Annotated in this window: 17 protein-coding genes and 1 other RNA gene; 9 read left to right on the top strand and 9 right to left on the bottom strand. The window is 32.8% G+C overall.

Annotation, left to right across the window (positions count from 1 at the left end):
• Positions 1-38: 38 nt before the first annotated feature.
• Entirely contained in the window at positions 39-863 is an 825-nt protein-coding gene (locus tag BUC29_RS12300) for a UDP-2,3-diacylglucosamine diphosphatase (protein ID WP_073416478.1), read from the bottom strand.
• Between the two features lie 188 nt (positions 864-1051).
• Between BUC29_RS12300 and aroC the strand changes: the two genes are divergently transcribed.
• A complete protein-coding gene (gene aroC, locus BUC29_RS12295; RefSeq protein WP_073416477.1) occupies positions 1052-2110 on the top strand; it encodes a chorismate synthase in 1059 nt (352 codons plus the stop codon).
• 51 nt (positions 2111-2161) lie between these two features.
• Positions 2162-3445 (top strand): dicarboxylate/amino acid:cation symporter, encoded by a 1284-nt coding sequence (locus BUC29_RS12290; RefSeq protein WP_073416476.1) that lies wholly within the window; start codon positions 2162-2164, stop codon positions 3443-3445.
• A gap of 90 nt (positions 3446-3535) precedes the next feature.
• Here the strand turns inward: BUC29_RS12290 and BUC29_RS21780 are convergent, their stop codons facing one another.
• Positions 3536-3664, bottom strand: coding sequence for a hypothetical protein (locus BUC29_RS21780; protein WP_262489302.1), 129 nt, complete (start codon positions 3662-3664; stop codon positions 3536-3538).
• A 243-nt stretch (positions 3665-3907) separates the two neighbouring features.
• Here BUC29_RS21780 and BUC29_RS12285 point away from each other — a divergent pair, with 243 nt between their 5' ends.
• Positions 3908-6091: a response regulator gene (locus BUC29_RS12285; protein WP_073416475.1), complete on the top strand. Its 2184-nt coding sequence runs from the start codon at positions 3908-3910 to the stop codon at positions 6089-6091.
• Here BUC29_RS12285 and BUC29_RS12280 read toward each other — a convergent pair.
• A complete protein-coding gene (locus BUC29_RS12280; RefSeq protein WP_073416474.1) occupies positions 6088-7335 on the bottom strand; it encodes a DEAD/DEAH box helicase in 1248 nt (415 codons plus the stop codon). The two genes, BUC29_RS12285 and BUC29_RS12280, sit on opposite strands and share 4 nt — an antisense overlap.
• A gap of 123 nt (positions 7336-7458) precedes the next feature.
• A complete protein-coding gene (locus tag BUC29_RS12275) occupies positions 7459-8505 on the bottom strand; it encodes a formimidoylglutamase (protein ID WP_073416473.1) in 1047 nt (348 codons plus the stop codon).
• A 97-nt stretch (positions 8506-8602) separates the two neighbouring features.
• Here BUC29_RS12275 and BUC29_RS12270 point away from each other — a divergent pair, with 97 nt between their 5' ends.
• The gene (locus BUC29_RS12270; RefSeq protein WP_073416472.1) at positions 8603-9484 is read left to right on the top strand and encodes a hypothetical protein; all 882 of its coding nucleotides are present in this window, start codon (positions 8603-8605) and stop codon (positions 9482-9484) included.
• Between the two features lie 201 nt (positions 9485-9685).
• On the opposite strand, the gene hutI is transcribed toward BUC29_RS12270, so the two are convergent.
• Both hutI and BUC29_RS12260 read right to left on the bottom strand, forming a co-directional pair.
• Positions 9686-10921 carry an imidazolonepropionase gene (gene hutI / locus BUC29_RS12265; RefSeq protein ID WP_073416471.1) on the bottom strand — a complete coding sequence of 412 codons (1236 nt, stop codon included), beginning with the start codon at positions 10919-10921 and terminating at the stop codon, positions 9686-9688.
• 92 nt (positions 10922-11013) lie between these two features.
• Complete coding sequence (locus BUC29_RS12260; RefSeq protein ID WP_073416470.1) at positions 11014-12063, bottom strand: glutaminyl-peptide cyclotransferase; 1050 nt, start codon at positions 12061-12063, stop codon at positions 11014-11016.
• Positions 12064-12151: 88 nt separating this feature from the next.
• On the opposite strand from BUC29_RS12260, the gene ffs reads away from it, so the two are divergent.
• The 4 genes from ffs to BUC29_RS12240 all read left to right on the top strand — a co-directional run bounded on the left by ffs (position 12152) and on the right by BUC29_RS12240 (position 14603).
• Positions 12152-12249: signal recognition particle sRNA small type (ffs, locus tag BUC29_RS12255), an RNA gene on the top strand.
• A 138-nt stretch (positions 12250-12387) separates the two neighbouring features.
• On the top strand, positions 12388-13191 hold the full coding sequence (locus tag BUC29_RS12250; RefSeq protein WP_073416469.1) for an SDR family oxidoreductase: 804 nt from the start codon (positions 12388-12390) through the stop codon (positions 13189-13191).
• Positions 13192-13362: 171 nt separating this feature from the next.
• Positions 13363-14019 (top strand): fructose-6-phosphate aldolase, encoded by a 657-nt coding sequence (gene fsa / locus BUC29_RS12245; RefSeq protein ID WP_073416468.1) that lies wholly within the window; start codon positions 13363-13365, stop codon positions 14017-14019.
• Between the two features lie 89 nt (positions 14020-14108).
• Complete coding sequence (locus BUC29_RS12240; RefSeq protein ID WP_073416467.1) at positions 14109-14603, top strand: hypothetical protein; 495 nt, start codon at positions 14109-14111, stop codon at positions 14601-14603.
• A 117-nt stretch (positions 14604-14720) separates the two neighbouring features.
• Here BUC29_RS12240 and BUC29_RS12235 read toward each other — a convergent pair whose 3' ends face one another.
• The 3 genes from BUC29_RS12235 to BUC29_RS12225 all read right to left on the bottom strand — a co-directional run bounded on the left by BUC29_RS12235 (position 14721) and on the right by BUC29_RS12225 (position 18069).
• Complete coding sequence (locus BUC29_RS12235) at positions 14721-16157, bottom strand: MFS transporter (RefSeq protein ID WP_073416466.1); 1437 nt, start codon at positions 16155-16157, stop codon at positions 14721-14723.
• Positions 16158-16325: 168 nt separating this feature from the next.
• The gene (locus BUC29_RS12230; RefSeq protein WP_073416465.1) at positions 16326-17027 is read right to left on the bottom strand and encodes a LytR/AlgR family response regulator transcription factor; all 702 of its coding nucleotides are present in this window, start codon (positions 17025-17027) and stop codon (positions 16326-16328) included.
• On the bottom strand, positions 17017-18069 hold the full coding sequence (locus tag BUC29_RS12225) for a sensor histidine kinase (protein ID WP_073416464.1): 1053 nt from the start codon (positions 18067-18069) through the stop codon (positions 17017-17019). Before BUC29_RS12225 ends, BUC29_RS12230 begins: the two co-directional genes overlap by 11 nt.
• 271 nt (positions 18070-18340) lie before the next feature.
• Here BUC29_RS12225 and BUC29_RS12220 point away from each other — a divergent pair, with 271 nt between their 5' ends.
• Entirely contained in the window at positions 18341-21538 is a 3198-nt protein-coding gene (locus BUC29_RS12220; protein ID WP_073416463.1) for a SusC/RagA family TonB-linked outer membrane protein, read from the top strand.

Raw genomic sequence — 21538 nt, 5'->3', positions numbered from 1 at the left:
AAAAAAAGCCTTTACAAGGCTTTAGAAGTACATATCGCTTATTTTTTTAAAATAATATTTGATAATACTTGTGAGGTTAAAATGTCCTCCATTTCAAAAAGATTTTCTTCTTCTGTAAAGTTAGTATGGGTGTATGAATATAATTTCCAGCGCTTTTTATGATATTCAAGAGCAGTCAAATTTTCCACCCAATCTCCTGAATTTAAGTATAAAGTAGATCCGTGTTTGTTTTCTTTAGTTAGGATTTTTGGTTCGTGAATGTGCCCGCAGATTACATAATCATAATTTTTTTCAATAGCCAGATCAGTTGCCGTAGTTTCAAAATCAGAAATAAATTTTACGGCCTTTTTTACACTGGCTTTTATTTTTTTAGAAAAAGAGTAAGGTTCGCGTCCTAATTTTGCAAGACACCAATTAGCAAATCGGTTCATTAAAATTAAATAATCGTAACCTAATCCGCCCAGTTTTGCAATCCATTTTGAATGCTGTACAGAAGCATCAAAAACATCTCCGTGAAAAATCCATGCTTTTTTATTGTCTAATTCTAAAACCAATTTATCAACAAGAGAAAAATTTCCCATATTCATGTCGCTAAATTTTCTAAGAATTTCATCATGATTTCCGGTAATATAATACACTTTTGTGCCTTTTGAAGCCATTCCTATTATGCGCTGAATGACTCTTAAATGTGCTTTCGGAAAATAAGATTTTCTAAATTGCCATGCATCAATAATATCACCATTTAAGACTAAAGTTTTAGGTTTAATGGTTGATAAATAGTTGTTTAGCTCTTTTGCGTGACTTCCGTAAGTTCCCAAGTGGACATCAGAAATAATGACCAATTCGACATTTCGTTTTTTCAATTTTTCTTAATTTGAAGTTCCACAAATGAAAGAAAATCCTACTCAGTTTATTTTATCAAAAGGTTACTAATTTGGAGACAATTTTAATAAATTGTGATTTTTAAAGTGTTTAATCTTTAATTAATATTACCAATTTTTAATTTTTTAATTTAATTCATAAAACTTACATTTGCTCAAAACAAATTACAATGGCAGGAAACAGCTACGGCACCCTATATAAAGTTACAACATTCGGAGAATCTCATGGTGAAGCTTTAGGCGGAATTATAGATGGTTGTCCATCAGGAATAGAACTTGATTTTGAAGCGATTGAGGTCGAAATGTCTCGAAGAAAACCAGGTCAGTCGGCTATCGTAACCCAAAGAAAAGAACCAGATGCAGTTCAGTTTTTATCTGGGATATTTGAAGGAAAAACTACCGGAACTCCCATAGGTTTTATTATTCCAAATACCAATCAAAAATCCGACGATTACTCGCATATAAAAGATAATTACAGACCAAGCCATGCTGATTATGTATATGATCAAAAATATGGTTTTCGTGATTACCGCGGAGGAGGAAGAAGTTCTGCACGCGAAACAGCAAGCAGAGTGGTAGCAGGCGCAATTGCAAAACAAATGCTGCCTCAAATTAAAATTAATGCTTATGTTTCTTCTGTTGGTCCAATCCATTTAGAAACTCCATATCAGGAATTGGATTTCTCAAAAATAGAGAGCAATCCTGTTCGCTGTCCGGATGAAAAATCGGCAGCAATTATGGAAGAATATATTCGCGACATTCGTAAACAGGGAGATACTGTTGGCGGTGTTGTTTCTTGCGTTATTCAAAACGTTCCGGTTGGTTTAGGAGAACCTGTTTTTGATAAACTTCATGCAGAATTAGGAAAAGCAATGCTTTCTATAAATGCAGTAAAAGGTTTTGAATACGGAAGCGGTTTCTCTGGTTCTGAGATGAAAGGAAGCGAACACAATGATTTATACAATCCTGATGGAACTACAAAAACAAATCTTTCAGGAGGAATTCAGGGCGGAATAAGCAACGGAATGGATATTTATTTCAGAGTGGCTTTTAAACCTGTTGCGACTATCATGCAGACTCAGGATTCTCTTGATAATAAAGGAAATATCACACCAATGACCGGAAAAGGACGTCATGATCCGTGCGTGGTGCCTCGTGCAGTACCAATCGTTGAGGCGATGGCTGCGATTGTTTTGGCTGATTTTTATTTAATCAACAAAACATATTAATAAAAGTAAGACAGTGAGGGTCTTATATTTTAATAATTAAAAAATAAATTAATGCAAATTACAGAAACTAAAAAAAAATCATTTCTTGGAGGATTAACAGGGCAAATTTTAATTGCAATGTTTCTTGGCGCAACGCTCGGAATTATACTGCATAATTATATTTCGCCAGAAGCAGCGCAGTCATTTAGTACAAAAATTAAAATGCTGGCTACTGTTTTTATCCGTTTAGTGCAAATGATTATTTCTCCTTTGGTTTTTACAACCTTGGTTGTTGGAATCGCAAAACTAGGAGATATAAAAACAGTTGGAAGAATTGGAGGAAAAGCACTCGGATGGTTTTTTACGGCTTCGTTTATATCATTATTAATCGGTTTATTTTACGTAAATATTTTAGAACCGGGAGTTGGTTTAAAATTAGGACACGTAGATATGGCTTCTGCTTCTGAGGTTACTGCAAAAACGCAAAATTTATCTTTCGAAAATTTTGTTGAGCATATTGTTCCAAAAAGTATTATTGAGGCAATGGCAACAAACGAAATTTTACAAATAGTAATTTTTTCAATTTTCTTTGGATTAGCAGCTGCTTCTTTAGGAAATACGGTTAAACCGGTAATTGGCGCTTTAGATAAAATTTCACACATCGTACTTAAAATGGTAAATTATGTAATGAACTTTGCTCCAATAGGAGTTTTTGGAGCCATTGCAGCTGTTTTTGCCATTCGCGATGCCGAAGAATTATTAATTACATATTTTAAGTTTTTTGGATCTTTTTTATTAGGAATTGGAACTTTATGGGTAGTTTTAATTGCAGTTGGATTTATCTTTTTAAAAGGAAGAATGATCGAATTATTAAAACGAATTATTGGTCCTTTGGCAATTGCTTTTGGAACAACAAGTTCAGAAGCTGTTTTTCCTAAATTAACAGAAGAACTGGAAAGTTTTGGTGTAAAGGACAGAATTGTTTCTTTTATGCTGCCGCTTGGATATTCCTTCAATCTTGACGGAAGTATGATGCATATGACTTTTGCCAGTATTTTTATTGCACAATTCTATAATGTACATTTAGATTTGGGAACTCAAATGGCGATGCTTTTGGTTTTAATGCTCACAAGTAAAGGAATTGCCGGCGTACCAAGAGCAAGCTTAGTCGTAGTTGCTGCAACCTGCGGAATGTTTGATATTCCGGTTGAAGGGATTGCATTAATATTACCAATTGACCATTTTTGCGACATGTTTAGAAGTGCAACCAATGTTTTAGGAAATGCTTTGGCAACTTCAGTTGTTGGGCAATGGGAAAATGGTAAAGAAGAGAATTTAAGTATAGAAGAAAAGTAATCTAACTTTTCTTTAAATATAAAAAACCGTAACAGACATGTCTGTTACGGTTTTTTAATTTTATACCAGTCGAGTAAGTCAGCTAGTGAATTATTTTGCGGCAACTTTTCCTTTTCTGGCATCTTCATCCTCTGGAGGTGTATCGCCGCCGGTAATTGTTTTTTGCTGTGTTTTTGTCAATTTTTCTGTTTCTTCAAATTTTGAAAAGTTATCTAGCATAGTTTTTGGTTTTTTAGCGCTCCAATCTTTAAACACTTGGGGCTTGTGTTTTTTTAATTATGTTAAAAATAGTATTATTTTTTATTCGTTGTCAATTATTTTTGAATATTTAATTGAAAAATATATTTGCAGTATAATTTATGTCATTTTAAGCGTGTTTGGTCAATCTTTACATTATTAAGGTAAATACTATTATTGTGTATTACTATAAAGATGTATATTTGAATAATCATACTCCAAATTATGCTTCGTTACAGATTTAGTCTTTTAATTTTAATTTTTCTAAATATATTCTGTCTTGAGTTGTCGGCTCAGAACCATACTGTATCAGTTGAAAAAGTTAAAAATTTAATACAGGAAGCTTGTGACTATTTAGACGAAACGAATTACGAAAAATCCTTAAAGAAATCCGGGATTGCTCTTCAATATGCATTTGATCTTAAAAATGATACCCTGATTTCGAGAAACTACAATATAATTGGAATTAATTTTCATGATTTAGGTGAAATTAACAAAGCAGTATTCTTTTATAAAAAAGCTCTTTTTTATGCTGAACGATCTAATATTGTTAGTTTAAGAATGATGATAACCAGTAATCTGGGTAATTTATATTTTTTTGAAAAAAAAATGTACAATACCGGAATTACATATTACAAAGAATCTCTAAAATTTGGCAGACAGCAAAAATATTCGAAAGAAGTTGCGATAACAAACCTCAATATTGTCTGGTCATACTTTAAAATTGAAAATTACAAAGCAGGCTTACCCTATTTACAATACATTAATAAACACAAGGATGATTTAAAAGGAAAATCAAATGATATTGCATTGAATTTTTTGAACGGAATGTATTACGCCAGCATAAATGATACTGTAAATGCAGATAAGTATTTTTTAAAGGCGGTTTCTGTTAAATCAAAAGATGACAAGCCAGATCTTGCCTATGCCCATTTAGAATATTCAAAATTTTTGGATAAAATAGGAAGACATAAAGAGGCTTATGATAATCTTGTTATTTATAACCAAATAACAAGTGAGCAATATAGCGAGGAGAAACTTAAGAAAGCTTCGATTGCCGGTTTGAATCTAGAACTTGATGAATACAAAAGACAGATTGAAAAAATCGAAAGCGAAAAAACGTCACAATCTCAAAGTCTGAAAAAATCAAGAATTATTGTAATATTATTTATTCTGATTTCGTTTATTCTGCTTTTCTTAATTGTCACTTTAATTAAGAATATCGGACTTAAGAAAAAACACAATTTACAGCTCTTAAAAGCAAAAGAAATTGCAGAGGAAGCCTCTCTGCTCAAAACTCAGTTTATTTCGACTATAAGCCACGAATTGCGTACACCGCTTTATGGTGTTGTAGGAATTACAAATATGCTTTTAGAAGAACATAAAGAATTATCGCAAAGCCAGCATTTGAGTGCCTTAAAATTCTCTGCCAGATATTTATTGTCTTTGGTAAATGATATTCTCCAAATCAATAAAATCGAAGAAAACAAGGTCGTTCTCGAAAGCCTGACTTTTAATATTTCTGATGAAATTACTGTAATCAAAAATTCTCTCTCATTTTTATCTCAAAAAAATAACAATAAAATTAATGTTGCCATAGATGTTGATATTCCAGAATATTTAATTGGAGATAAACTTCGTCTGGCACAAATCTTAATGAACCTGGTGAGTAATGCATTAAAATTTACTAAAGACGGAGAAGTTGAGATTATTGTGAGACTAGACAGAGTAGAAGGCAAGTTCTATTATTTGGACTTTTTAATAAAAGATAACGGAGTAGGAATCGCCGCCGTTGACCAGAATAAAATATTTGAAAAATTTGTTCAGGTGGGCCGAAAAGAAGAAGATTATCAGGGAACAGGATTGGGACTCAGTATTGTAAAACGATTGCTGGGACTTTTTGGTAGCACAATTACTTTAGAAAGTGACCTTGGTGCCGGAACATCTTTTTCGTTTATAATTCCTTTTGAACACGATCCTTTAAAAACAAAAAAAATTATTGAAAATATTGAAGTTGATTTAACATCGAGCGATATTTATAAAATTCTTATTGTCGAGGATAACCAGATAAATCAATTGGTAACCAAGAAAATTATTGAGAAAAATAATTTTATCTGTAAAGTTGTCGACGATGGTTTTGCTGCTTTAAAAATATTAGAAACCGAACAATTTGATTTAATTTTAATGGATATTAATATGCCATTAATGAATGGTTTTGAAACAACAAAAAGAATTCGTCAGATTGGAATAAAAACTCCGGTTGTGGCACTAACTGCTTTTGATAAGGATGAAATTACCGATGAAGCAATTTCAGCCGGAATGAACGATATAATCGTTAAACCTTTTGAACCGGTTAAACTGTTTAAGATTTTAAATTACCTGATAAATGAAGCCAAAAACGCTGGTTAGTACCAGCGTTTTTTATTTTTTTTAGAAGCATTTGATTTTCTCGATTTGTGAGCACCGCCGCTTCTGTTAGAATTTTTAGGTTTTTCGCCTGCTTCAGGACTTCCTGCATGCCAAGGATACGGATGATCTGAAATAATTTTTACATCGACTTTTATTAATTTCTTAATATCCTTCCAGTAAGGTTCTTCGTCTTTACCGCAAAATGAAATAGCAATACCGCCATTACCTGCACGTCCCGTACGGCCAATTCGGTGTACATATGTTTCCGGAATATTGGGCAAATCAAAATTGATTACATACGGTAATTGTTCAATATCGATTCCTCTTGCTGCAATATCCGTTGCTACAAGCACACCAACTTCTTTATTTTTAAAAGCATCCAGAACACGCTGTCTCGCATTTTGCGATTTATCTCCGTGAATAGCTTCAGCAGGAATATCTTTTTTACGAAGTGCTTTTACAACATTATCTGCACCGTGTTTGGTTCTTGAAAAAACCAGTACATTTGATAAGTTTTCTTCTTTAATTAAACGGTAAAGCAGGTTTCTTTTTTCTGTTTTGTCAACAAAATAAACACGCTGTTCAACATTTTCGGCAGTTGAAGAAACTGGAGAAACTTCGACTCTTTCCGGATCCTGCAAAAACATTTCTGCAAGTTCAAGAATAGCAAGAGGCATAGTAGCGGAAAACAATAATGTTTGTCTGTTTTTTGGCGTAAGTTTTACAATCTTTTTTACATCGTTTATAAAACCCATATCCAGCATCTGATCGGCTTCATCCAGAACTAAAGTATGAAGATGATTTAAGTCAAGAAAACCCTGCTTGTGTAAATCTAATAATCGGCCCGGCGTTGCCACCAAAACGTCGACACCTTGTTTTAAAGCATCAACCTGAGGGTTTTGAGAAACTCCCCCGAAAATTGTTAATTGCGTTAAATTGGTGTATTTAGCATAAGTGTCAAAACTCTGACCAATCTGAACGGCTAATTCACGCGTAGGCGTTACGATAAGTGCACGAATTTGTTTGGCTTTTTTTGATGAACCCACAATTCGGTGCAATTGGTGTATAATCGGAATTGCAAATGCAGCAGTTTTTCCGGTACCAGTTTGTGCACAGCCAATTAAATCCCGTCCGTCTAAAATAATCGGAATTGATTTTTCCTGAATTGGAGTGGGATTTAGGTAGCCTTCTTCAAAAACGGCTTTTTGTATACTTTTTGAAAGTGATAAATCTTCGAATAACATATCTTACTAATTAAGAATTTAGTTTTAAGTACTAAATTCTCTGCAAAGATAGGTTTATTCGGTCAATCGTTTATTTGAATCTTGTATTATTTGGGAAATGTGCGGTTTTAGGCCGCTTGCTCTTCATTGTGTTTTTTCTTTTTCGTTATTGGCTTTTATAAAATCAGTTACCAAATAGCCAATTAATTTTCCAATTAAATTATTGTTTGGAGAATCGGCTAAATCTGGAGCACCTTCGCAAATATGCAGATATGCGGCATTTTTATGCTGTGCAAAAAACGAGATAAAACGTCTTAATTCTTCTACCGAAAAACCGCTTATTGTCATGGCACTGCTGGCAATATTTGGAATTGCATCCAAATCAATTTCAATTCCAAATGAATCAGTTTTTATAAATTCCAGTGCAAGAGCCATTTCTCTTTCAAAATCTTTCTCTTTGCGAATATTTACACTGTCATATGTGTTATAACGAACGCGGTCTTCAAGTTTTTTAATAATATCTAAAACGCTTTTTGAAGTATAATTTTCGTGAAGTCCAAAAATGAAATATTTTTTTAAGAAACCTTCCTCATAAGCGTACGAAAAACCATTTCCGCTATGACGGCCTTCAAGGATTCTAAAATCTGAATGTGCATCAAAATTGATTGCATTAATAGGTTTTCCTTTGGCTAAAGCCGAACCTTTAATATTTCCGTAAGCATTATTGTGTCCGCCTCCAATAATAATTGGCGTTTTTCCGGCTTTTATTATTGTAAATATAATATGTGAAACTTCTTTGTCAATTTTTTCTACTAACTGACTTAATTTAGAACGGTCATCAATATCGTTAAAATCGAGATTTTCGACGTCACGCATTTCCTGAGCAACATCTAATTGCCCTAAAACAATAATCTGGCTTCCTTTCGAAAAACGATTATGCTGAATATTTGCAATACTTTTAATAGCATTTTCCCAAGCAGATGCTGCGCCTGGTCTTCCGTAATTGGCACGCACACCAATATCTTCTGGTATTCCCAACAAAACATACTTCGCCTCCGATTCTTGCAAAAACTTGATTTTATCAACTCCTTTTGGAAGTACAATCATTTTTTCTCCGAATTTTATTTCACCACTACGATGATTTGTGACTTTTGCCAAATCATTGACAGTAAAAGGAACTAATTTCTCCATGAAAAAAATTTATTTTCCAAAAATAATATAATTGTTACAACTTACGTTATTAACATATATTAATTCTTAAATTTGTTATTAAAGAAAATTATTCAATATGGAAAACCCAAAGAACAACAACAATTCAAGTCTAAAAGCGGTAATAGCGGTTTTAGCAGTCCTACTGATTGGTAGCTTAGTGTATATTTTTAAACTTTCTTCTGATACTGAAGTAGTTAAAACAGAATTGACAACGTCAATGACAGAAAAAGAATCTGTTATGAAAGATTTACAGGAATTAAAAGCAACGTATGATGCTGCAATTGCTGAAAACACGTCAATGTCTGATGAATTAATTCAGGAAAGAGATAAAGTTGTCGCTTTAATGGCAGATTTAAACAAATCAAAAGGCGATGTTTCTAAATACAGATCTCAGGTTCAGGCAATGCAGGGTAAAATGAAAACTCTTGTTGCTGAAAACGACGAGTTGAAAAAACAAAATGGTGTTTTAACAACGCAGAGAGATAGTACAATTGTAGTTTTAGGAGAGTCTAAAAAATATAACGAAGTACTTGTAGGTCAAAATGAAGAGCTTGCAAAAACAGTTGAAAGAGGTTCTAAATTATCAATTACGAACACTAAAACAGCTGCTTACAAATTAAGAAGCTCTGGAAAACAAATTGAAACAGATAAAGCAAGCCGTGCTGATGTTTTAAAAATAAGTTTTACAATTGCTGAAAACCAAATTGCAAAATCTGGTGACAAAACATATTATGTACAAGTTATCGATTCAAAAAATAATGTTTTAGGCGAGAAAAAAACAGAAAGTTTTGGAGACAACTCTTTAACTTACAGTTTTAAAACTACTGTAAAGTATGAAAACAAAACTGTAAATGTTACAGAAGATCTTCCTGGAAAAGATTTCGCAAAAGGAACTTACTTTATCAATGTTTTTGATAATGACGAATTAGTTTCTAAAACTAGTTTCAGCTTGAGATAATTTAATCTCGCAAAATAAATACCACATAAAAAAGGTCTGCAGATTTATTTGCAGACCTTTTTTTTGTTTAATGAAACTTTTATAATGGTTTCCCGTGGTTGAAACCACGGGCTATGTTTTTCTTGAGGAATTTAATGATTGTAAGCTTTTAACAAAGGGAGCGGTTTCAACCGCTGCTGTCAATTTTATAATATATTGTTATTAAATAATTTCGCCCTCAATAATTACATCTTCAATTAAATTACTTCCAAAAGCGTATGGAATTTGATAATAAGAAGAAATAGGTTTTGTAATAATTAAATTGGCTTTTTTACCTTTTGTAATGCTTCCATGAGTTTCTGAAATTCCCATTGCATAGGCACCGTTTATTGTTGCTGCATTTATGGCTTCTTCAGGAGTCATTTTCATTTTAATACAAGCCGTTGCCACTACAAAATTCATATTTCCCGATGGAGTAGAGCCTGGATTAAAGTCGGTTGCTAATGCTAAAGGTAATCCTGCTTTAATCATTTCGCGGGCGGGTGTGTACGGAATACTTAAAAAGTAAGAACACGAAGGTAATGCAACAGGCATCGTTTCGGTATTTTTTAAAGCTTCAATATCTTCTGGCGTCATTATTTCAAGATGATCGACAGAAAGTGCGTTAAATTTAACGCCAGCCTGAATCCCGCCAATAGAATTGAATTGATTTACGTGAATTTTTGGCTTTAAGCCAAATTCAATTCCGGCTTGCATAATTTTTTCTGTTTCTTCTACAGAAAAATAGCCGCTTTCGCAAAAAACATCTACATAATCAGCCAGTTTCTCTATGGCAATTTCAGGAAGCATTTTGGTAATAATTTCATCGATATAACCTGTTTTATTTTCCTTGTAATGAGTTGGAAAAGCATGTGCACCCAGAAAAGTTGCTTTTATAGAAATAGGATAATTTTTGGCAAGTTTTTTAATAACGCGCAGCATTTTTAATTCGCCTTCAACAGTTAATCCATAACCTGATTTTATTTCAACAGCACCTGTTCCTAAACGCATCACTTCTTCTAATCGAAGTTTTGACTGTTCGTAAATTTCTTCCTCCGAAGTTTCGTTTAGTTTTTTGGCCGAATTTAAAATTCCGCCGCCACGATTGGCAATTTCTTCATAAGATAATCCATTGATACGGTCTACAAATTCCTGTTCGCGGTTTCCTGCATATACAATATGGGTGTGGCTGTCGCACCACGAAGGAAGTACAACGCGGCCAGATGCATTAATAACTTTATCTGCTTTGATTTCGGGAAGATTTTCCATAGAACCAAAATCTGCGATTAGATTATTTTCTAAAATTAAAAAAGCATTTTTTATTGTAGGAAGTTCAGCCATTTCGGCTCCGGAAACTTTGTTAATTGAAGATTGACGAACTTGCAGTAGTTCTTGTATATTTTTTATTAATGTGATCATTATGGATGTTGTTATAAAACACAAATTTCACAAATTATCACGAACTAATCCGTGAAATCTGTGAAATTCGTGTTTTTATTCTTTATATGTTTTTATTCAGAAACAGTAATTTCGAATATTTTCTCCCAATATTTTCCGGTAACAAAAATTGTTTTGGTTTGCGGGTTATAAGCAATTCCGTTTAAAACTTCGGCTTTTGGTGCTTTTATGAATTTTCTTAAACCAGAAAGATCTAATATGCCTTCAACCGCCCCTGATTTTGGATCTACAACTGCGATTGCGTCTTTCTGCCAAACGTTTACATAGAACTTACCATCGATTAATTCTAATTCGTTAATAGCTTTAATTTTTGATGAACCAGAATAAACATTGATATAATCAATTAATTTTTGCGTATTTGGATCCATTTTCCAGATTTTCTCTGTTCCGTCAGAGTGATAAATGTATTTGTGGTCATGTGTCATTCCCCAACCTTCAATATCTTTATCATATTTAAAGGTTTTTTCTAGTTTCAACGTTTTTGCATCATAAATGAAACCCGTTTTTTCCTGCCAGCTTAATTGATAAATTTTTCCATTGATAAAAGTAATTCCTTCCCCAAAATATTCTTTTGGAAGATCAACCTGCTGGATCACTTTTCCGGTTTTATAATCTACTGATCTAAAATATGAATCTTCTTTTTGACCAGTACTTTCAAATAAAACACCGTCGTGAAATTCTAAACCTTCAGTAAAAGCTTCCGGATCGTGTGGAAAAGTATTGATTACTTTATACTTTAATAATTTAGGCTGAACATCAGAAACTAATTCAATTCGTTTTGTTGCGTCAGATGAATCTCCGCCAAAATATGCTGTCGCTTTTAAGTATTGATAGCCTAGTTTTTGATCTTTTAATTCAAATTTGAATTTTTCAGCTCCTTTTGTACTTCCTACTTTTTTGTCGTTAACAAAGTAAACAATGCTGTCAATTTCTTTCGAATTTGGGTTTAAAATTCCAATTGAAACTGCTTCTTTTGGAAGAAAATGTGCTGGAAAAACAGAATCATCAATAGTAAATAAAGAATTTTCACCTTTTTTTGTACCGTTACATCCAATTAATGTAATTCCTAATAAAATGACAGTTAGGAAGTTATATTTTTTCATAGTTTAAAATTTGAATAAGCCAATATACGACGATATTTTTATAGCAGCAAAGCTCTTGCAAAAATATAAAAAGATTGTATATTTGCACTGGCAAGTCCTACACGACCAGCTCCTGCAGACTCCCCCAGGATGGGAACATAGCAAGGGTACGCGGTTGAGCGGTGCGATGTAGGTCGCTTGCCACTTTTTATTTTTTAGAATTTGTATAAAAGTAGTCTTCCTTCGGGAGGATTTTTTTATTTTTGGACCTTTCGAAAGTTAGAAGTTTTTCCTGTTCGCATTAACTCTACTTATTGATAATCATATTTAACTTATAACCAGCAAATGAATAAAGTCGTTTTAATTACCGGAGGATCCTCAGGAATTGGTAAATCAATTGGAGAATTTTTGCATGCTAAAGGTTTCGTTGTTTACGGAACAAGCCGTAACCCGGAGAAAGTTTTAAATTCGGTTTTTCCGTTAGTTGCTTTAGATGTTCGAAATGTTGATTCCATTAAAACTGCGGTTAATAAAATTATTGCAACTTCGGGAAGACTAGATATCGTTATAAATAATGCTGGTGTTGGAATTACTGGACCTTTGGAAGAAATTCCGACTGAAGAAATCAGAAATAATTTTGAAACAAACTTCTTTGGTCCAATTGAAGTGATGAAAGCTGTTTTACCACAAATGCGTAAACAAAATTCAGGTTTAATTATAAATATTACTTCCATTGCGGGGTATATGGGACTTCCTTACAGAAGTGTTTATTCGGCATCAAAAGGAGCTCTTGAATTAATTACTGAGGCTTTGAGAATGGAAGTCAAATCTTTTGGTGTTGAAATTACCAATGTAGCACCTGGAGATTTTGCAACAAACATTGCTGCAGGCCGTTATCATGCGCCAGTTATTAAAGATTCAGCTTATGAAAAAGTGTATGGCGATATTCTAGCTACAATGAATGATCACGTTGATGCGGGAAGTAATCCGAATGAAATGGCAGAAGCGGTTTATAAAATTATTGAAACTAAAAAGCCAAACGTACATTATAAAGTTGGTGCTTTTATGCAGAAGTTTTCAATTGTTTTAAAACGTGCACTTCCGGATAAATTATATGAAAAAATGTTGATGAATCATTATAAGTTATAAAATGTAAAATTAACACTTATTTATAACATATAATTTCAAAATGGTTTTGATTTTGAAAACGTTATTGGTTTTGATTTTGTAATTTTGCAGCTATATTTTCTTTAAATGCATATTTGAAGAAAAAATTGTAAAGATGTAAATACGAACAAACCAATTTTAATTAAATAAATTATGAAATTTTTTATTGACACAGCTAATCTGGCACAAATTCAAGAAGCACAAGCTTTAGGTGTTTTAGATGGAGTAACAACTAATCCGTCGTTAATGGCTAAAGAAGGAATTACTGGAAAAAATAACATTCTAAAGCATTATGTTGACATTTGCAACCTTGTAGAAGGAGATGTAAGTGCAGAAGTAAATGCTCTTGATTATGATGGAATGATTAAAGAAGGTGAAGAATTAGCTGAATTGCATGACCAAATCGTTGTAAAACTGCCAATGACTAAAGAAGGAGTTATGGCTGCAAAATATTTTTCTGATAAAGGAATTAAAACAAACGTAACTCTTGTATTCTCTGTTGGACAAGCTATTTTAGCTGCAAAAGCGGGAGCTACTTATGTTTCTCCGTTTGTTGGACGTTTAGATGATATTTCTACTGATGGTTTAAACTTAATTCAGGAAATTAGAGAAGTTTATGATAACTATGGTTACGAAACTCAAATTTTAGCTGCTTCTGTACGTCACACAATGCATATTGTAAATTGTGCTAAAATTGGTGCTGATGTTATGACAGGACCACTTTCTGCAATTTACGGATTATTGAAACACCCATTAACTGATATCGGTTTAGCTCAGTTTGTAGCTGACTTCGAAAAAGGAAACAAGTAATCTTTAGATACTTACAAAATTTAAATCGTCTTTTTTCTAACGAGAAAAGGCGATTTTTTTTACTTTTATATAAACTTAAATTGTTGATTATGAAAGTGATAATGGTTTTAATATCTTTTTTTATGGCCAGCATTTCAATAAATGCACAGGCAAAGGTTATAACTTCTGTAAATGATGCCGGAGATGTAGCTACGTATGAATTAGATTGTTCGGTCAAGTTTCAAACTTTGGCAAAAGGTCTACGGTATAATATTACCAGACACGAATTTAAAGGTCCCGAAATAAAAAATAGTTATAGACTTCTATTGGTTATGGATGGATTTTATTCGAAAACTTTAAATAAAGAAATGACTATTTCAGCCGTTTTAAGTGATGGAACTGTTATTGAAGCTAAAAAGATTATCGAGGATGATGGTTTTTTTGACGGAGCCTGTACGTTGAAAATAAAAGATCCGCAGGCGCTTTTAAATGCAAATATTGATAAAGTTATTGTACATGCTGATAAAGATGTTGTGTATCAATTATCAGCCCAGAATAAAGCTATTTTTAAGAAGAATTTGAATAATATTATTAATGCTAAGTAAAGCGACTAAGGCTTTGAGATGCTAAGAAGTTAAGTTTAACTTTTGTAAATAAAAAAAATCCAAATTCCAGTTTTTAAAATTGGAATTTGGATTTTTTATATGGGTATTTCTGAAATTTTAGTGACCTCCAGATAATTTTTTGTCGAAATTAATTCCTTGTTTTTTAAGGATTCCGCTTACGCTCCAAGCATAGAATGCAAGGTAAGCGAAACATACGATACCAACAATATAACTCGCCTGAATACCTATGAATTCAGATACAAAACCTTGTAACCAGCTGATAACTCCACCACCCATAATCATCATGATCAAGAAGCTGCTTCCCTGGCTTGTGTTTTTTCCTAATCCGCTTACAGCAAGTGTAAAGATACATGGCCATAGCGTACTGCAGAATAAACCAACACTTGTGAAAGCATAAACACTTACAATTCCAGTTGTAGCCATTCCGATAGCGATCGCAACAATACCTAAAGAAGAGAAGATTAATAACATTCTTGCAGGGTTTCCTTTACTTGCAATATCAGCAGCAATTAATACTAAAATGATTAATCCGTAAATATAAAATGGAGTTAAGTCGTGTTTTGCAATTGCATTTACCGTTAAGAACACACCAAAAGCTAAATAAGGAGCTACGAAACGTAAAATTTGCTGTAAGCTTGCTTTATCTGTAAAAGCTTCAATTGCACCTGTCCAACGTCCGATCATTAAACTCGCCCAGTATAAAGAGATGTATGGAGCAACTTCCTGAGTTAAGAATCCTAATTTGCTTTCCATATATGCCGGTAAATTACTAGCTGTAGAAACCTCTACACCAACATAAAGGAAGATTGCAATCATTCCCATTATTAATTGAGGATATTGTAAAGCTGATTTTTTTGCATTAGCACCGTCAGCAGCAATTTCTTCTTCGATAAGAGCTGGTTTGTCAGGCAAAGATGAAAATTTAAGTAATATAGCAACTAATAAGAAAGCAAGTCCTAAAATTAAATAAGGGATTTTTACACTTTCGATACTTAAAGTTGATGATCCTGTACTTGATCCGAAGATAGCAAAACTTACAATTAGTGGTCCAATTGTAGTTCCTAAGTTATTGATTCCACCTGCTAATGTTAAACGCTGAGAACCCGTAGATATTGGTCCTAAAGCAATTGCTAATGGATTAGCTACAGTTTGCTGTAATGAAAATCCCAAAGCTACTATGAATAAACCTGAAAGCATTAAAGGAAATGAACCTGTATTTGCTGCAGGATAAAATAATAATGTTCCGATTGCAGAAATAAGTAACCCTAATGACAGACCGTTTTTGTAACCAATCTTGTTAACTAAATCTTCTTTGATTAAAACAGAAATTCCCATGTATATTAAGGATCCTACTGTATAAGCAATATAGAATGCCAAAGAAACTAATTGACTTTCTCCTTGAGATAAATTAAAAGCCGTTTTAAATACAGGAATTAAGATATCGTTACTTGCAGCAACAAAACCCCAAAAGAAGAACACGATAACTAGTGGGATAAACTGTCCCCATTTGGTTTGAACATTTTCTGAACTCATAATTGTAATAAGGTTAATTTTTTAATATTGTGTTTTTTGAAGACCGTAAATATATTTGTTACATGAATCAAAAAAAAATTATTGATCGAAAATAATGTTAAATTTAAACGAACAACCTTATTTATTCAACAATGTGTTAATTTATATGTAGTTAGAAATGTTAAAGTTTTATTCGAGGATCCTGTTTTTTACGTCTTTGCTGTAATTTCTTCCTATAGGAATGGTATAAGACTGAATTTGAATACGATTTCCTTCGATTGATTTTACCTTATTTAATGCAATTACATAAGATTTATGTATACGCAAAAAGCGGTCTCCAGGTAATTCTTCAGACAATGAAGTTAAAGATTTGTGTGTAATATAAGTTTTGTCGGCCGTTACAACTTTTATGTATTCTTTCATTCCTTCGATAAAAAGAATTTCTTCAATATTAATTTTCATCATTTTTTTATCGACTTTGATAAAAATATGCGAATCTCCTTTTGAGACATCAATTTTAATATTGTTTTTTAAGTTGTATTCTGTAGTAATTTTGTTAATACATTTTATAAATCTCGGCAGGGGAATGGGTTTAACTAAATAATCCAGAACGTCGAGGTCGTAACTTTCGGCAGCAAATTCCCTAAATGCTGTTGTTATAATAACTTTGGTTTTGTTTTCGATTAAACTTATTAATTCAAAACCGGTCATCATTGGCATATTGATGTCTAAAAAAACGGCATCTACAGAAGTGCTGTTTATAAAATCCAGAGCTTCTAAAGAGTTATTGAATGTGCCGATAACTTCAAAATCTGTAAAATTGTTAAAATAATTTTGCAGCACTTTGATTGCTAGAGGCTCATCATCAATCAATACACATTTAATTTTCATTATGAATAGGTATTTGCAAACGAATTATATAGTAATTCAGTTTTATTTTGTCTTTTAAGCTATAATTATTTCTGTAAATTAATTTTAGTCTTTTCTTGGTGTTAACTAAACCAATGCCTCCTTTAGACTTAACATTTTGTGAAATTACAAAATTATTTAAGATTTCAAAGTCTAACATTTTATTGTCAATAACTTTACAATTTATTTTAATTTTAAAGTTATTATTATTGACGCCGCCATGCTTAAATGCATTTTCAACCAGTGAAATAAAAATTAGCGGAGGAACTACAACATCTTCTATATTAGACTCTAAATTTATCGTAACATCTACATTTTCAAAGCGAAGTTTTTCAATTTCAATATAATTCTGAATATAATCAATCTCTTTTATTAATGGGACAAACTTGGTTCCTTTTACATCATACAGAACATATTCCATTAAATTAGAAAGCTTAATAATTACATCAGGAACTTTGTCTGAGGATTCTAAAGATAAAGCGTAAAGATTATTTAAAGTATTAAAAAAGAAATGCGGCTGAATTTGATTTTCAAGATATTTTAGTTTGATTTTAAATTGATTTTCTCTCAAAGATCTGTTTCTTTCTCTTTCGCGAAGCCAGGTCAAAGTTAGGTAAACTGACGATGCCATTGCCAAAACGTATAATTCTCCTATACAAACTGCAACGATATGATTTATTTCAAATGGATGATATTCTCGATTAGCTTCGGGCCAAATATTTTCGGATACTATATAATAGGTAAGAGCAGTTTTTAATAAATATATTGCAAAAAGGCTTACCAGAAGAGATAGAGTATAGGTAATGTATTTCTGTTTAAGTACATATTTTGGTACCAGTACAAAAAGGTTGAAATATACTAATGGGATATGGAGTGAGAACTCAATTAAATTCGATTTAAACGAATAGGGATAATCATTAAAGTAAGCTCCCCATCGTAAAAAGTTGAGAGTGAAATAAGAACCCCAAAACCATATATGATTTTGAAGTTTTATATCAAATTTGAGTTTTCGAATTTCGTTCAACTTTTATTTAACTTTTTATTATTATCTAAATAAGTTTTCTTATTGCTGTGCAACTTTACACAATTACTGGCGAAATCGCAATTCTTTTGAATAAAATTTTATAAAAAAAGCTTATTAATATTTTATTTAAATAGGATAACGTTTTCGTAAAACATAATGTTGAATGTTTTATGTCGTTTGTTGAAAAGATCAAACCGTTTGTATAAAATATTTTTTTTAACAGTACCTTAACAATAAATTTATCGCTTAACTAATCAAAACCATGATAAAAATGAAACAAATTATGTTATTCCTTATGGTTGTCTTTACGGCGCAGGTTTCGCTTGCACAAGTAAAAACAGTCAAAGGTTTGGTAAGCGATCAAAACGGATTGCCGCTGCCAGGAGTAAGTATTCTTATTCAAGGTACAAAAACGGCAACTCAAACTGATTTTGACGGTATGTATACGATTCAGGCATCTGCAGGAGATGTTTTGATATTTTCGTATATAGGTATTAAAACTAAAACTGCAACAGTTGGTACTTCTGCAACGTTAAATGTGGTGTTAAGTCAGGACACACAAAACTTAAATGAAGTAGTTGTTACAGCGTTAGGGATTAAGAGACAAAAGAAAGAATTGGGTTATGCTGTTCAGGATGTAAAAGGAGAGCAGTTAAACAAAGCTATTACAACAAATGTTACTACAGCTCTGTCAGGAAGAGTTGCGGGGGTTGATGTTTCTATACCAGCTACGGGTGTTGGAGGAAGTACGAGAGTTATTATTAGAGGTATATCAAGTATAGGCGAAAGTAATCAGCCGCTTTATATTGTTGATGGTGTGCCTATTGATAACTCTGGTTTAAATAACGATCAGGCTGCTACAAGCAAGTGGTTTGATGGTCGTGATAACGGAGACGGTATTTCTAGTATTAACCCAAACAACATTGAAAGTTTAACGGTACTTAAAGGAGCTGCTGCAGCTGCCTTATACGGTTCAAGAGCTTTGAATGGAGTAATTTTAATTACGACTAAAAAAGGAAGTAAAGGAAAACTTCGAGTAGAATTAACTAGTGGAGTAAATTTTGACAGAGTGAACGCAAAGTATTCTGATTATCAGTCTGAATACGGAACAGGTTCAAATGGCGCTCTGCCAGATCCTACAAAAGCTCCAACAGAAATTTATGGCTATACAACAAATGCATGGGGACCTAAATTTTCAGAATCTGTTGGACAGCAGGTAAAAATATTTGATGGTTCTATGAAACCTTATGCTAAAGTTGACAATAATATTCAGGATTTCTTTAGAACCGGTTTTACAACTACAAACGGAATTGCGGTTTCTGGAGGAAATGACAGCGGATTTGTACGTTTTGGTTTTAATAACCTGAAAAATAATGACGTAGTGCCAAATTCTGGATTAGAAAGAAACGATGCGACTTTAAATGCTACATTAAAATCAGAGAAATTTACATTAGATGCTAATGTGAATTATATAGCTGAAAACACAAATAACAGACCAGCTCTTGGAGATTCTCCAAATAACGTTGGGTATTCATTAAGCGGTTTAGCTCCGAATATTGACCAGGCTTGGCTGAAAAATTATCAAAATGCAGAAACAGGTCAGATTTATCCATGGAACAGCAATGTTTATTTGTTAAACCCATATTTTGTAACAGAAGCAAATCATAATACATCTTTAAAAAATCGTTTTATCGGAAATGTTACTGGAACTTACCAATTGAAAAACTGGCTTGCATTAACTTTCAGAACAGGTCTTGATACCTATGCTTTTAGTTCAAAAGATTTTATGGCAGCAGGAAGTACATGGCCGGGAAGAGACGAAGGATATCTTGGTTTAAATAATATCAATGTATCAGAAATGAATACAGATATTATTGCAACTTTAAGCAACATCAAATTAGCAAATGATTTAACTTTCTCTGGAATTTTAGGTACCGCAAGAAGAGATTTTAGAAGAGAGCAAAACTCAAGATTTGGAACAAAAATCATCGAGCCGGGAACAGAGTACATTAGTAACTTTGTAAATAAAACAGAAAATGCTCCGGTTGAAACAAAAACAAGAACAAACTCAGTTTACGGATCTGCAAAATTAGATTATAAAGGATATTTATATGCTGAGTTTACAGGAAGAAATGATTGGTTCAGTGTAATTTACAGCGGAGATGAAAGTGCTTTTTATCCTGCAGGATCTTTAGGATTTGTATTCTCAGATGCATTGAATATCCAAAACGATACCTTCTCTTATGGTAAATTTAGAGCATCATGGGCACAAGTTTCGAACTCACCGGGGGCTTATAAAAATGCGTTAAACTACACTACGTTTTCTTCTTATGACGGGCAGAGTGTTGTAAATATTAAAAATACTGCAGCACCAAATCCTAATTTAACGTATCAGTCAAAAACTGGAATTGAGTTTGGAGTTGAAACTGCTTTCTTCAAAAACAGATTAAGAGCAGATATTACAGTTTATCGTGAAGATACATCAGATCAAACACTTGATTTACCTTCATCTGCAACATCAGGATATGAATATATTTCTGTAAATGCCGGAAAATTACGTAACGAAGGTATCGAAGTATTTTTATCTGGTACGCCAATTAAAACACCAAACTTTGAGTGGGGAATTGATTTAAACTTCTCAAAAAACAAAAACTCAATTATCTCATTGCATCCAGATATTAATACGTACACCATTTCTGAAGCACGTTGGGCTGGAGCTGCAGTTGTGGCACAAGTTGGCGGACAATACGGAACTATTATGGGTAGAGATTTCTTAAGAAATGAAAATGGAGACAAAGTAGTAGCTGCAAATGGTTTACCTTTATTTACAGACGAGAAAGTAGCTTTAGGAAAAGGACTTCCTGACTGGGCTGCTGGTTTAACGAATAGATTTACTTATAAAGGAATCACACTTCAGTTCTTAATCGATATGAAATTTGGAATGGATGTATATTCTATGACAAATTCATTAGCCGCTACAAAAGGACTTTTGGATGTAACTACAGAAGGCAGAGATGCGTATAACCATGCAAGACAAGAAGCTATTGCAAATGATCCTAATTTTAGCCAGTCTACATGGGTACCTACAGCAGGTTATGTTGCAGAAGGTGTTGTAAATACAGGAACAGCAGCAAATCCGGTTTATGTTAAAAACACAAAACCTGTTAATCCTCAGGATTACTGGAATACAGTATTCAACAACTCACCGGCGCCATTCGTTTATGATGCATCTTATGTGAAACTAAGAGAAATTAGTTTAGGATATACAATTCCATCAAGTGTTTTTGGAGATTCAAAAATTAGTTCAATTTATGTTTCGGCATTTGCCAGAAACCTATTAACTTTTAATAAAGATCTTCCAAATATTGACCCAGAATCAATGTATACTTCTGGAAACGGACAAGGTTTTGAATATGGTTCACTGCCATTTAGACAATCGTACGGGTTTAATATTAAAGTTGCATTCTAA

Source organism: Flavobacterium defluvii, assembly GCF_900129555.1.
GTDB classification, from domain to species: domain Bacteria; phylum Bacteroidota; class Bacteroidia; order Flavobacteriales; family Flavobacteriaceae; genus Flavobacterium; species Flavobacterium defluvii.
Note: the sequence above shows the minus strand (reverse complement) of the source record. Positions and strands in the feature narration are given on the sequence as shown.

Coding starts and splice junctions, on each gene's coding strand:
- BUC29_RS12220 (WP_073416463.1), top strand. CDS start 18,341: ATGAAACAAATTATGTTATTCCTTATGGTTGTCTTTACGGCGCAGGTT.
- fsa (WP_073416468.1), top strand. CDS start 13,363: ATGAAATTTTTTATTGACACAGCTAATCTGGCACAAATTCAAGAAGCA.
- hutI (WP_073416471.1), bottom strand. CDS start 10,921: ATGATCACATTAATAAAAAATATACAAGAACTACTGCAAGTTCGTCAA.
- BUC29_RS12270 (WP_073416472.1), top strand. CDS start 8,603: ATGGAAAACCCAAAGAACAACAACAATTCAAGTCTAAAAGCGGTAATA.
- BUC29_RS21780 (WP_262489302.1), bottom strand. CDS start 3,664: ATGCTAGATAACTTTTCAAAATTTGAAGAAACAGAAAAATTGACAAAA.
- BUC29_RS12250 (WP_073416469.1), top strand. CDS start 12,388: ATGAATAAAGTCGTTTTAATTACCGGAGGATCCTCAGGAATTGGTAAA.
- BUC29_RS12235 (WP_073416466.1), bottom strand. CDS start 16,157: ATGAGTTCAGAAAATGTTCAAACCAAATGGGGACAGTTTATCCCACTA.
- BUC29_RS12275 (WP_073416473.1), bottom strand. CDS start 8,505: ATGGAGAAATTAGTTCCTTTTACTGTCAATGATTTGGCAAAAGTCACA.
- BUC29_RS12290 (WP_073416476.1), top strand. CDS start 2,162: ATGCAAATTACAGAAACTAAAAAAAAATCATTTCTTGGAGGATTAACA.
- BUC29_RS12240 (WP_073416467.1), top strand. CDS start 14,109: ATGAAAGTGATAATGGTTTTAATATCTTTTTTTATGGCCAGCATTTCA.
- BUC29_RS12260 (WP_073416470.1), bottom strand. CDS start 12,063: ATGAAAAAATATAACTTCCTAACTGTCATTTTATTAGGAATTACATTA.
- BUC29_RS12285 (WP_073416475.1), top strand. CDS start 3,908: ATGCTTCGTTACAGATTTAGTCTTTTAATTTTAATTTTTCTAAATATA.
- BUC29_RS12280 (WP_073416474.1), bottom strand. CDS start 7,335: ATGTTATTCGAAGATTTATCACTTTCAAAAAGTATACAAAAAGCCGTT.
- aroC (WP_073416477.1), top strand. CDS start 1,052: ATGGCAGGAAACAGCTACGGCACCCTATATAAAGTTACAACATTCGGA.
- BUC29_RS12230 (WP_073416465.1), bottom strand. CDS start 17,027: ATGAAAATTAAATGTGTATTGATTGATGATGAGCCTCTAGCAATCAAA.